The organism is Citrobacter sp. MNAZ 1397 (assembly GCF_023613995.1).
Lineage (GTDB): Bacteria > Pseudomonadota > Gammaproteobacteria > Enterobacterales > Enterobacteriaceae > Phytobacter > Phytobacter ursingii.
In genome coordinates, this window is sequence record NZ_JAKIVH010000001.1 from 2,275,218 (window position 1) to 2,288,577 (window position 13,360).

Consider the following 13,360-nt stretch of genomic DNA (forward strand, 5'->3'; position numbering starts at 1 on the left):
TTATATGAATGGAAAGATGCCTTTCAGACACAGAAAGACACCAAACTCTCATCAATAGTTCCGTAAATTTTTATTGACGGAATTTATTGGCGGCAGTGGCAGGTGTACAAAAAAACCAATGAGGGTAATAAATAATGATGAAGCGCAATATCCTGGCAGTGGTTATCCCTGCCCTGCTGGTAGCTGGTGCAGCTAACGCTGCAGAAGTTTACAACAAAAACGGCAACAAACTGGACCTGTACGGTAAAGTTGTTGGTGAGCACGACTTCGTGACCTCTGGTGACAGCACTGGCAGCAACGACAGCACCTACGCTCAGATTGGTTTCAAAGGCGAAACTCAGATCAACAGCGATGTAACCGGTTACGGTCAGTGGGAATACCGTGCGCTGGCAAGCGATCCAGAAGGTTCACAGGGTACCCGTAACCGTCTGGCTTTTGCTGGTATCAAAGTTAACAACGTAGGTTCTCTGGACTACGGTCGTAACTACGGTATCGTCTACGACGTAGAATCTTACACTGACGTTGCCCCATCCTATTCTGGCATGACCTGGGCTAACTACGCTGATAACTTCATGACTGGCCGTACCACTGGCGTCCTGACCTACCGTAACACCGACTTCTTCGGTCTGGTTGATGGTCTGAGCATGGGTATCCAGTATCAGGGTAAAAACGAGCGCAATGACATTAGAACCTCTAATGGCGACGGCGTTGGTTACTCTCTGGGTTACTCCTTCGCAGAAGGCTTTAGCGTAATCGGCGCTTACAGCAACTCTGACCGTACTAACCTGCAGACTGCAGACGGTAAAGGTGAGAAGGCAGAAGCATGGGCTGTTGGTGCGAAATACGATGCAAACAACATCTACCTGGCAACTGTTTACGCTGAAACTCGCAACATGACTCGCGAAGCTGACGGTACTTTTGCTAACAAAACTCAGAACTTCGAAGCAATGGCTCAGTACCAGTTCGACTTCGGTCTGCGTCCGTCCCTGTCCTACGTTCAGTCTAAAGGCAAGGACCTGGCTGCACGTGGTACCTTCGCTGGCGGCAACGAAGATCTGCAGAAATATGTTGAAATCGGTGCGTACTACTACTTCAACAAAAACTTCAACATCTATGTTGATTACCAGCTGAACCTGATCGACAAGAGCGACTACAGCGACAGCGTTGGTATCGTGAATGGTCGTAACGACCAGGTTGCGATGGCTGTGACTTACCAGTTCTAATCAGCACACCTCGTTATTATATGCATGAGAAACAGGGCTTCGGCCCTGTTTTTTTATTCTCTCGCCGCCAAATATACCGACTGCTAAAAAGACGCACGCTTTTTATCGCAAACGGTTGGCAATTGGCACATCAACCGTTAACCTGATAGCGGATCTCCCTTCTGTCATCATAATGGAACCTCGTCATGTTTGAGAATATTACCGCTGCCCCTGCTGACCCTATTCTGGGTTTGGCCGATCTGTTTCGCGCCGACGAACGTCCTGGCAAAATCAACCTTGGTATTGGCGTCTATAAAGACGAAACCGGGAAAACACCGGTACTGACCAGCGTTAAAAAAGCGGAGCAGTATCTGCTGGAAAACGAAAACACAAAAAATTACCTCGGCATCGACGGTATTCCTGAGTTTGGTCGTTGCACGCAGGAACTGCTGTTCGGCAAAGGCAGTGCGATTATTAACGACAAACGTGCGCGCACCGCGCAGACCCCGGGCGGTACGGGTGGCCTGCGAGTTGCCGCTGATTTCCTGGCGAAAAATACCTCAGCAAAACGTATCTGGGTAAGTAATCCAAGCTGGCCGAACCATAAAGGCGTGTTTAACTCCGCGGGTCTTGAGGTCTGTGATTACGCTTACTATGACGCGCAAAACCATGCGCTGGATTTCGACGGCATGGTTGCAAGCCTCGAAGCCGCACAAGCGGGCGATATCGTGCTGTTCCACGGTTGCTGCCATAACCCGACCGGTATCGATCCAACGCTTGAGCAGTGGGAGACGCTGGCGAAATTATCCATAGAAAAAGGCTGGCTGCCGCTGTTCGATTTTGCCTATCAGGGTTTCGCTCGCGGTCTGGAAGAAGATGCGGAAGGTCTGCGCGCGTTTGCTGCGCTGCATAAAGAATTGATCATCGCCAGCTCTTTCTCGAAAAACTTCGGTCTGTACAACGAGCGTGTCGGCGCCTGTACGCTGGTGGCCGCGGATCAGGAGACCGTGGACCGTGCATTTAGCCAGATGAAATCGACCATTCGCGCTAACTACTCTAACCCACCGGCTCACGGTGCGTCTGTAGTGGCGACGATTCTGAGCAATGATGCGCTGCGTGCCATCTGGGAACAAGAATTGACTGACATGCGCCAGCGTATCCAGCGTATGCGTCTGCTGTTTGTGAATACCCTGCAAGAAAAAGGGGCGGATCGCGATTTCAGCTTTATCACCCGTCAGAACGGAATGTTCTCTTTCAGCGGTCTGACTAAAGAGCAGGTGCTCCGCCTGCGTGAAGAGTTCGCTATCTACGCGGTTGCATCCGGACGTATTAACGTTGCGGGTATGACGCCGGATAACATGTCGCCGTTGTGTGAAGCTATCGTCGCAGTGTTATAAAAGACAAGCGAAATAAAAAAGGTCGCATATGCGACCTTTTTTGTTTTACCAGACCGGCAGTTCATCCTGCAGGAAAGGATTATGTAGCCGCTCGTTGCCCAGGGTAGACATCGGGCCGTGACCAGGGATGAAGGTTACATCATCACCCAGCGGCAACAGTTTAGTTTTGATGGCATCAATCAACTGCCCATGATTGCCTTTCGGAAAATCACTGCGCCCTACGCCGCCTTTAAAGATTACGTCGCCGGACACCAGCAGCCGTGATTGCGCATCAAAGAAAACCACGTGACCTGGCGTATGCCCGGGGCAGTGCAAAACCTCCAGCTTCACATTGCCTACGCTCACTGTATCGCCTTCATTTAACCAACGATCCGGCGTCAGCGGCTGGCAGTCATCCAGACCAAACATGCGACTTTGGGCAGGTAGCCCTTGCAGCCAGAACTCATCTTCTTTTTCCGGGCCAATCACTGGCACGCCATAGTGCTGCGCCAGCTCGGCAGCCGCACCGACATGGTCCAGATGACCATGCGTAAGCAGGATTTGCGTTAACGTCACGCCGGAGGCTTCAACTTCCTGTTTGATGCGTTCAGCATCGCCACCGGGATCCACTATTGCTGCCAGCCGGGTTTGCTCACACCAGACTAACGAACAGTTCTGGGAGAAGGCGGTAACCGGAATAATACGATAGTTCATACTGCTCCTGTCTCTTTTAACTGAGTTTTACCAGTGCCTTAGCGGCCCGGTATCAATATGCACAAAGTTGCTGCTGGGGTAATATCCTACACCACCTGCACGCATAGATAACGCAGCTTTGCGAATATTACTCAGAGAAATCCCTTCGATATGAAAATCCATCGCCTGTCCCCTGGTGTGATAGCTCTTTTTAGCTACCCCAGAACTGTGGGCCCGGAGTTCGTTATTCGTATCGACAGAACGGTATCCTGAAACCAATTGCACGGGTTTGCTCGTTCCTAACAAACCTTGCAAGCGATAAAGTTGATCAAACAGTTTTGGATCGATGGTTGTAATTTTATTCGCGCGATAATCACGGAAAAAATGATTGAGTTTTGCTAATTCATCCTGAATATAGCCCCGGCCATCGAAAAACTGCGCCTTAATTGTTTCTCCAGTATGGAGATTATTCAGCGTTAAAATACGCGGACGTGGGGTGGAAAGGGTTGCAAATGCTTGTTGAGGTAAGATGGCTGCACCAAGGGCAATACCACCTAACGCCAACAATTTGCGGCGATTAGCGTCAAATTTGTCCATGATAATCAGGTCTGCAAGATAACAAAGTGATCGTAATTTATGCACTTTTATTGCGCACGAGAGGCACCTTACCGGGCAAAAACGTCGGCGTCAAGGTAGCCCAACCCCAGCAAAGACGGGCCTTACAGCAGATCCGGCCCGTTTTCGCTAAATATTACGACAATGTTATTTCCCGAACTGCTTCATTTACCTGATTAATTGTTCGGCTTTCGCCAGAATTTGTGCGCCAGATCGCGCCGTCAGATCATAATTGTAAATATCTGTACGATATTGAGTACGGCCATCTTCACCAACAAATGCGGTCAAATAATAAAGATTCACCGGTATATTTTGACGAATATTAACGTAACGGGTATCTCCTTGTTTTAAGGTATCGGAAATCCGCGTATCGTTCCAACCCGCATCCTGTAATAGCATATTGGCAAGCTCAGAGGCTTTATTCACCCTCACACAGCCTGAGCTCAACGCTCGCGCCTCTTTCTGGAAAAGATTATGGTTAGGCGTGTCATGCAGATAGATAGCGTCAGAACTCGGCATATTGAACTTATAGCGGCCCAGGGAGTTTTGTGCGCCCGGTGCCTGCTGGAAGCGGAAAGGCAGATTCGACGGTGTGATTGTCGCCCAGTCCACTATCGTCGGATCAATCGCTTCTTTACTGTTCCAGCCGCGCAACACGGTATAACCATGGCGCTCGAGATAGCCGGGGTCATTCCACACTTTCGGCAGAATATCTTTGCGTGCCAGCGTTGGCGGAACATTCCACGGCGGGTTGACGACCACGTTGTTCAGCGCGCTACTCATCATCGGCGTTTTGCGATCCGGTCGGCCGACAATGACGCGGGACGCCAGCACCTGATTGCCATTCAGATAATAGACCAGCGAATATTCCGGGATGTTGACCATAATCCCTGTGGAGAGTTTCCCCGGTAGCAAACGCAGACGCTGGATATTGAGTGCCAGAACCCCTGCACGTTGGGCAGGCGTAACATTCAGCCAGTCCCGGGTCGATTGCCCTATCACGCCGTCAGCGTGTAGCCCCTGAGCAGACTGAAAGCGTTTGACCGCGGCAACTAACTGGCGATCGTAGTCGCTACTGACCAGGCTGGCTGGTTTCGTTCTTTTGCTCAACTGCGCCGTTTTTGTACCCACCGTATCAACCGCAATGGCAGAAGGACTGACGACGCTACTCGTTGCGTCATCGCCAGGCAGCGCGATTTTCGGTTCATCTTCCATCATGCCGCTACGCTGCAGAATCTCACGCAGCGCTGGCACATCCCTGCTCTTCTGTCCGGGGCGCAGCGAAACGGTACTGGTCAACTGCGGCCACGGTGAATTGTCTGCCACCACCGTTAATAAAGACTGATGCATCGCCGCATACTGCGGGTGATGAGGCGCAAGGGTATCGATAAATTGCGGCAGGTTGCCTTTATCCAATGCTAATTGCCACTGATTAATGACAGACAGCGGCGGTGTCTCCAGCGTGTACGGTTTACTGCTGTAGAGCCAATGGCTACCTTTCACCGAAATACCGGCGACAAAATGCAGATACCCCATCATGGCATCCGACAGCACCATGTCTCGCGCCATACCGGAGACATTCGGATCGGTCAGCAACTCTACCCAGGTGTTAAATTGCGGCTGAAAACCGGCGATCGCAACTTCGGCGAGCTGTTGCTGGAAAGCCTGAACTGCCTCACGGTTATCCCACATCGGCTTCATTGCACGCGCGGCATACAACGCGGAGAGCGAATCCATGTAGACGGGTGTCCAGTTAGCAGGTAAGAGTGCCTGCAACGCGATACGCGCGTTGGCAGGCGCATCTGCCGTTGGATAAGGCTGCAAACCTGCCATCATCGCCGTTGCAGGCGACTGTTCCAGCGGCTGCGATAAAGCCGTGGGTTGATCGCCCTGTGTGGCGGAGCTGTCAACCGGTATCACCTCAGGCTCGTCGGCCTGAGCGCTAAACAGCGGAGCAAATGCGAATGCCAGACATAAACTTAATGTCGACATCCGACGACCATACGATTTCTTAAGCAACATCCCTTGCCCCCTGTTTCTTCATTACACTCACAACGCTCTTTCTATCAGTATATAAAGACAAAAAAGCATTTGCCTTGCCAAATGTAAAGAAGTTTAAAGAGGGACCGATTGCCGGATGGGGTGTTTCAGAAAAGAAAAAGGGCGGCATCTCTGCCGCCCTCATTTTTTAGGTGAATCGCTAAGACGCGTCTGCCGTCCCGGGTAATGTCTCCGGTAGCTGAGCCGCGAAGCCACGCAGACCCACAACGTGAACATGCTCGTGGTTCTGAAAGACTTTACGCACCAGTTTATACGTGGTGCCTTTTTCCGGACTGATGTTCTCCGGCGCTGCAATAATCAGTTGCATTTCAAGGCGTTCGCAGAGTTCAAACAATGTTGCGATGGAGCGGGCATCCAGACGTGCTGCCTCGTCGAGGAACAACAGGCGGCATGGGGAAATATCTTTACCACGCAGACGCCGCGCCTCGTCTTCCCAGCTCTGGACGACCATCACCAGGATAGACATCCCGGTACCGATGGCCTCACCGGTCGACAACGCCCCGGATTCCGCACGCAGCCAACCATCCGAACCACGATTGACTTCCACTTCCATCTCCAGGTAGTTGCGGTAATCAAGCAGCTCTTCACCAATGGTTTGCGGCGTGCGCTGGCCCAGATCGATTTGCGGGTTCAGGCGTTGATACAGTTTCGCCAGCGCTTCTGAGAAGGTCAGGCGATTGCTGTTAAACAGGTCCTGATGCTGTTCATGCTGCTCAGACAGCACCGTCAACAGCATGGCATGGCTTTCACGCACGTTAACATTCAAACGGACGCTGTGTACCTGACCGAAGGAGACGCTTTGCAACCCCTGGTTAAGTTGACGAATACGGTTCTGCTCACGCTGAATCGTCTTGCGAATGATATTCGCCACGCTACGTGAGCTGATCGCCAGTTTCTGCTCGCGGGAGGTCAACTCTTCCGTCAATCGGCTGAGTTCAATCTCCATCTGTTCGATAGCCTCTACCGGATCGTCAGTACGAATAATATCCTGACGGATACGCTCACGCAGATGTTGGTAGACCGCGACAAAGAATTGGATCTTACGTTCCGGGCGTTTCGGATCTTCCGACATACGTAGCACATCGCGCAGATGCTCGTTGTCCGCCACGGCGAGACGCAGCGCGCCTAGCGCCTTATCCGACATGGAACGCAGTTCATCTGCAGAAAGATAAGCCAGCTCACGACGATGCAAACGACGTTCAACGCCGTTATCTTTCACCATCCGCATCACCGCACACCAGCCCGCTTTCGCCGTGGCGACCTGTTCGCGCATCTCGTGATAATCACGTTCAAGGCGACGCAACGCACGGGTCAGGTTATCCATTTCCGCTTCGCAGAAGGTCAGCGCTTTTTCCAGTTGATTGCGACGAGCGCGATTGCCTGACAACTGAGCATGCAGCTCGTCACGACGAATTCGCGCGCGCTCCTCAGCACCGCTGTCGGCCCGGACACCAATTTCCTGCAGCTCTTTTTGCAAATCGTTGAGCAGCTCTTTCTTGGTATCGAATGAGCTTTTCAGCGATGCCAATACCTGATTGTACTGACTGAGCTGGGCAGCATGACTACGCAGCGCCTCACGCGTACGGCTACGTTCACGTTCTGCCTGCTCAAGCCGCTGACGCAGCTTCTCGTTGAGATCGTTATTCCCGCTGAGCATTTCCGCAGAATCGGAATAGCTAAAGTGCGCCCGACGTTGCACAACTTCGGTTAGCGCAAATGCCTGCTGGCGTGCTTCACGTTGCACTTGCTGGGAATAGGCATAATCTTCTTTCAATTGCTCATACTGTTCCGGATCGTTTTGCAGTACAGAGACGATCGGCTCCAGTTTCGCCAGATGGTTGCCAAACTGCTGAACAAAACGCGCCGCTTCCTGCGCTTCGTCCAGACGCTCCTGGATTTCATCAACGCGATCGGCAAGCGTTTCGTCTGCCAGCAGGCTCAGGCGCGGCAGCAGGCGGTTAAGCTGAGCGACCCCTTCTTTCGCCTGCTCGAACTGCATGCGGTTTTGCTGGTTATCATTTTCATGATTGCTCAGCGCGCGTTCCAGTTCGCCACGGCGGCCACTGAGAGTGCGTATTTCGGCTTCCGGGTCTGCATCAAACGCGACGGCCAGATGACTACCGATAAAACGGCTGAAGGCCTGATGCAGGCGCTGCGTTTTCTGTACGTCGAATGATAATGTGGCAAAACGCTCAGCAAGCTCTTCACGCTCAGTGTGAAGCCCTTCGATACGGCTTTCACGTGCAGCGCGACCAAACAGCGGCACCGACGGGAAACGGGAGTAACGCCACTGGCGATCGGCGATCTTAACCACCACCGCTTTTTCCAGCTCATCGACGCTGAACACACTGTCATCAAAAGACTGTGGATCGCCTTCAATCAGATAGAGGTCTTCCGGACAATCTTCCAGACCTTCAAGCTGTTCAGCAATAAGGGAAAGGTCAGGGACCACAATCGCATGACGTGATGGGCCGTATAAAGCGGAGAAATACGGCGCATCTTCCAGGCTGACATCATCGTAAATCTCAGAGAGCAGCACACCGCCAAAGCGTTCTGCCAGCGTATTCAGACGCCCGTCCTCTGAGCCGCCCGGCTGACTCAGACGCTCGATTTCTTCGTCCACGGCTCGCTTACGCGCCCCGACTTCATCACGCTCGACAATCGCTTCGCGTTCACGCTCCAGCAGTTGTTGCAGGTACTCCGTCACTTGCTGACCGGATTCAAATTGCTCGCCGCTCTGCTCACACAACTGGGTCAGGCTGCTTTGCGCTGCCAGCCAAATCGGTGCGCGCTGGGTCAGCGTTTGAATACGTGACTGTAGCTGTTCCAGCTCCTGGCGTAGCGCCAGACGCTGCTCGCCAGCCATTGCCACATTTTCGGAAAGCGCGGCGATTTGCGCCTCCAGCTCATGATGCAGAGACTCAAGTTCGTCGGCGTCGTACTGTTTATTCTGCCGCCTGCAGAATTCCGCCAGCATGCGTTCAGCATCCTGTTGCTCACGCAGACGTTGTTCCAGTTCGTTCAGACGCGCACGTAGCGATGGCGCCTGTTCCGCCAGATGGCGCTGGTTTACCCCTTCACGTAAAAGGTCACGGGCGACATCCCAGGCTTCATCACGGGCCAGCGGACCATTGATAGCGACGACCAACTGGTAAGCTTGCTCAAACTGGCTGTGCGCGGTTTGTGCCACGCTCATACGTTGGTCAAGCGACAGGAGTTTCTCTGTGGCTTCTTGCTCTTTCGCCTGGAAGGTTTCCAGCCATTCGTCCGCCGTTTCTGCCGTCAGGTCAGGTAGCTGACAAAGTTCTTTGGCGCGCTGTAGGGCCTGTTGTGCCTGGTTGTACTGAATCGCGCGGGTTTGCTGCACATCCAGAGCCTGTTGGTAGTCGGCAAGCTGGTTTTTCAGCTCATCCACTTCCAGTTCAGCGGCCTCGGCGCGCGCTTCGTTCTCTTCCTGCTGATCGACCGCTTCCGCCACTACTTCATTTTGTTCTTCAAGGCGGATTTGCAGTTCATCCAGATCCGATGCGTAGCGCTCAATTTTTTCCTGCTGGCGCAGCGCGGTCTGTACCAGGTTCAGGTGATCGCTGGCGGCCTGATAGTCAGCCTCAAGATCGCCTTCTGCCCCGCTGTGTTCTGCCAGCTCGCGTGCCATATCGACGTGTTTGTATTGCTCAGCCGCCAGCTTTTGCCGTGAACTGAACAGATCGCGACGGAATGTCAGCGCCTGATCGAGATGAATACGTCGTTCGTTGGCATGGCGCATATAATCCGCCGCCACATAGTTGGTCGCTTCACTGATTAAATGCTTGAACAGATCACGATCCGACTGGGTAACGCGAATCGCTTCCAGCGTCATGCGGTTTTCTCGCAACGCCGCTTCCATGTCCTGGAAAGCTTTACGTACGCCGCTATTTTCCGGCAACAGATAGTCACGCAGCGAACGGGTGATCGCACTGGAGATACCGCCATACAGTGACGCTTCGATAAGGCGGTAGAATTTGCTACGGTCCGATGCTGAGCGCAGGCGGCGTGCCACGATGCCCAGATCGAACATTAAAGAGTGATAATCGGTGATGGAGTTGAACTGCTTAAACTGCACCCCTTCCATCGCCTCCAGCTTATCCTTCACTTCCTGCAGCGGCAGCACCCGCGCCTGACGCTCATTAAGCGTTTCTGTCAGCAGTTGTGTCGGTTGAACAGCAGTAGGTAGCCCCTGAATAGCGAACGGTTTGATGTCGACCTTACGATCGCGACCAGCCACTTGCTGCAGGCGCACCCCCACCAGCACACGCTGATGACGAGAGTTGATCACATCCAGAACGGAGTAGCAGACCCCGGCTTTCAGTTTACCGTGCAGACCTTTGTCGCGAGAGCCGGACGTCGCGCCAGCCTCAGTGGTGTTACGGAAATGCAGCAGCGTTAAGTCCGGGATAAGCGCGGTGACGAACGCCGCCATGGTGGTGGATTTACCAGCACCGTTACCTCCGGACAAGGTGGTCACCAGTTCGTCCAGGTCAAACGTACGGGCAAAAAAACCGTTCCAGTTAATCAGCGTCAGTGAGCGAAATTTACCGCGATCAATCATTATTCTTCCTCTCCACTATCCGGCTGATTGTCTTCATTCTCATCATTGAGCTGCAGGTGATTTTCAACAGGCATGGCTTCACCGTCACGGATCAAACGCCGCTGGGCTTCACGCGCATCGTCTCCGGTACGCACATCCGCGCCGAAGCGGAAAACAGACTCGGTAATACGAAACTTGCTACTGTCGTTACCCATAAACCAAATCATGCCGAGACGACGCAGGCGGTTCAGGGAGGAGCGCACTTTTTCCTGTAATTTTTGGCGATCCAGGTCAGAACCTGTTGAACGGTTATTCACCAGCTTCAACAGTTTGGTTTCATCGGCGAGCGTCAGCAGCTCGTCATACAGCTCTTGCTGCGTGAAGATGCCTTCATTGGCCAGACGTTCCGGGCTGAGATAGAGGTAACAAAGGATCTTACCGACCATCATGTCCAGTTCAGACAGCACGGAGCGCGGGATCAGCGTCGTTGAACGTGGACGCAGGTAGAAAAAACCTTCCGGCGCACGGATTAACTCAACGTTGTAACGTCCGTAAAACTCCTCCAGAAATTCCTGGAAATCCATTAAAAAGGCGTGGTTATCCAGCTCATCAAGCCCAATATGGCGACCTGAGCGCAACGCGCTGTCGAGTGCCGGAAAGAGTGGGTTAGCCAGCGCCTGGGCCAATTTGATCGGCATCACTTGTTCAATATTTGTCAATGACATGCGCCTGTACCTTGGCTCCGTAATCATTAATCGGCTGCCATTTAGCTGGCAGGCCGGTGAAATCTGCTTGCGCTACGCCGAGGCGTACCGCCTGATCAATGACGATCCGCGCGATATCAAAATGCCGCGCGCGCGGGTACCGCGCCAGATATTCGCGTACAACCAGCCCAAGATCCAGTGGAGCTTGTCTGGTTTTATATATCGCCAACTGTTCTTCGATCATGGCCGCAAGTTGTTCGCGGATTTCGTTGAACTCTTCATACTCCAGGTCAGGCGGAAGCTCACCTGTGACCTCGGCATCGCTCAACGCAATCTCTTCATCGCGCATATCCAGTAGCCTGTCGGCATTGGCGTAGGTCAGCGCCCAGGGTGAATCGAAGAAGGCCTGGACTGACTGGCGTAAACGCTGGGCAAAAACGCGGTTTTTATCCATATCGATAGCGGTACGAATAAACTTGTGGACGTGGCGATCATAGCCAATCCATAAATCGATAGCCTGTTGTCCCCAACTGACAATGCGGTCCAGCTTGCTCTGTAAATCAAAAACCAGTCGGTCAACAAACTCCAGATCGTTATGCGCCAGCGTCGCATCCTGGATACGTAACAAGTTAGCCTGCAGCTTATCCCCGGCCGCCTCCAGCGTATCCTGCAATTCACGCAGCGTACCGGAGGTTTCGGAGAGTAACAGCTCACAACTTGAGATAGCCGCACGCCAATCTTTATTCAATAATTGCGCGATATCATCTTTGACTAACTGCTGCTGCTCATCCATCACACGCTGGGTGAGATCGATGCTGTCAAAAATTTCAGCCACCGAGTATTTCAACGGCGCATAGACATTACGATGCCAGTGGAATTCATCCCCACCTTCATCTGCGGCATCAGCAGCACGTTTCAGCTCTCCCGCCACGATAGATAACTGCATGGACAGGCGCAGCGTCGAAAACTCGCGCTGGCGAATATAGTAATCGGTAATACCAATGCCGAGCGGCGTCAGACGATAAATGGCATTACCGTCAGCCAGTTCGCTGGTAAAACGGTTTAACAGGCGCTGACGCACCATATCGTTTATGGCATTGTTCGCACGCTGAGCAATGGTTTCGCCGCTTTGTTCAAATGCATCGCTGACGTGGCGAAACGCATCAACAAGCTCTCCTTCGCTCATTTCGCCGTCCAGGCGTTCACCGTTCAGCGTGGCAACCGCCAGCAAAAACGACAATCTGTCTACCGGAAGCGTGATAGAGAAATCGTTTTTCCTGGCCCAGGCAACCAGTTCGGGAACTGTCTGGGAAAATTCACTCATCGTTCATCCTTTCATCTCTCTGCGGCTTGAGCGCGGTCACATGGATATAACGCCCCAGGCTGATATACGGCTCCTGACGACAATATTGCGTTTCAAGTTCAAGCAAGGAGTCAAAACAGTCACGTTGTTGGTGTTTTTCGCGCAGGTAATCGTGAAAGACCCGAACCCCCGTTTTCCCCGTGATCTGCCAGCCAATCGCACTCAGCCAGCTATAGACGTCATCCGGATTTCGCGGATAATCCGGGGACAGTGTGCGCTTTTTCTTTTTCGGCATACCTGCCAGCACATAGTCGAAATTCCCCGCCACCATATTGTGCATCAACAGGCCGTTAGCGTTGTAAAACATCAGCGACAACGTCCCTCCGGGCTTCAAAAACGACCACAATGTTCGCAAAACGTCCACCGGTTCGGCGACCCATTCGAGCACAGCATGGAACAATATCAGATCGACAGGCGATTCCAAATGTTGCGCAATGTCCTGAGCAGGGCATTGTACAAAATGCATGTTACCGCTCACACCTTTCTCTTCTGCAGCTGCGGTAGCACGCGTAATCATCTCCTGCGACACATCGCACAGCGTCACATGATGACCACGTTCGGCCATGCGAATCGCAGTTTGCCCTTCGCCGCCGCCCGCATCCAGTACACGAAGCGTGCGATCGCCTACTTCGGCAAGAACTCTGTCCAAATCCTGCCAGAGGATCGCCTGACGCAGTTGACCTTTGGTCGTGGCATAGATATTGCGGGAGAATTTTTCCGCGATGTCGTCGAAATTACGATCCTGCATGGCCGCTCCGCGATCCTGACAAAACCGCTAT

General features: G+C 52.8%; 9 protein-coding genes. 2 read left to right on the forward strand and 7 right to left on the reverse strand.

The genetic code is table 11. The features are described from left to right. Positions 1-134: 134 nt before the first annotated feature. Both L2097_RS10720 and L2097_RS10725 read left to right on the forward strand, forming a co-directional pair. Positions 135-1,223 (forward strand): porin, encoded by a 1,089-nt coding sequence (locus L2097_RS10720; protein WP_085006026.1) that lies wholly within the window; start codon positions 135-137, stop codon positions 1,221-1,223. Positions 1,224-1,408: 185 nt separating this feature from the next. Beyond that, complete coding sequence (locus tag L2097_RS10725) at positions 1,409-2,599, forward strand: amino acid aminotransferase (protein ID WP_047371037.1); 1,191 nt, start codon at positions 1,409-1,411, stop codon at positions 2,597-2,599. A 45-nt stretch (positions 2,600-2,644) separates the two neighbouring features. On the opposite strand, the gene L2097_RS10730 is transcribed toward L2097_RS10725, so the two are convergent. The 7 genes from L2097_RS10730 to cmoM all read right to left on the reverse strand — a co-directional run bounded on the left by L2097_RS10730 (position 2,645) and on the right by cmoM (position 13,329). Next, the gene (locus tag L2097_RS10730) at positions 2,645-3,292 is read right to left on the reverse strand and encodes an MBL fold metallo-hydrolase (RefSeq protein ID WP_047371038.1); all 648 of its coding nucleotides are present in this window, start codon (positions 3,290-3,292) and stop codon (positions 2,645-2,647) included. Between the two features lie 27 nt (positions 3,293-3,319). Then, positions 3,320-3,868, reverse strand: coding sequence for a peptidoglycan L,D-endopeptidase MepK (gene mepK, locus L2097_RS10735; RefSeq protein WP_047371039.1), 549 nt, complete (start codon positions 3,866-3,868; stop codon positions 3,320-3,322). Between the two features lie 186 nt (positions 3,869-4,054). After that, positions 4,055-5,908 (reverse strand): L,D-transpeptidase, encoded by a 1,854-nt coding sequence (gene ldtD / locus L2097_RS10740; RefSeq protein ID WP_250352810.1) that lies wholly within the window; start codon positions 5,906-5,908, stop codon positions 4,055-4,057. A gap of 178 nt (positions 5,909-6,086) precedes the next feature. Next, the gene (mukB, locus tag L2097_RS10745) at positions 6,087-10,535 is read right to left on the reverse strand and encodes a chromosome partition protein MukB (protein WP_250352811.1); all 4,449 of its coding nucleotides are present in this window, start codon (positions 10,533-10,535) and stop codon (positions 6,087-6,089) included. After that, complete coding sequence (mukE, locus tag L2097_RS10750) at positions 10,535-11,239, reverse strand: chromosome partition protein MukE (protein ID WP_047371042.1); 705 nt, start codon at positions 11,237-11,239, stop codon at positions 10,535-10,537. Before mukE ends, mukB begins: the two co-directional genes overlap by 1 nt. Beyond that, positions 11,220-12,542, reverse strand: a complete 1,323-nt coding sequence (gene mukF / locus L2097_RS10755; protein ID WP_047371043.1) for a chromosome partition protein MukF — start codon at positions 12,540-12,542, stop codon at positions 11,220-11,222. Before mukF ends, mukE begins: the two co-directional genes overlap by 20 nt. Beyond that, positions 12,535-13,329 (reverse strand): tRNA uridine 5-oxyacetic acid(34) methyltransferase CmoM, encoded by a 795-nt coding sequence (gene cmoM, locus L2097_RS10760; RefSeq protein ID WP_250352812.1) that lies wholly within the window; start codon positions 13,327-13,329, stop codon positions 12,535-12,537. Before cmoM ends, mukF begins: the two co-directional genes overlap by 8 nt. Between the last annotated feature and the right edge of the window lie 31 nt (positions 13,330-13,360).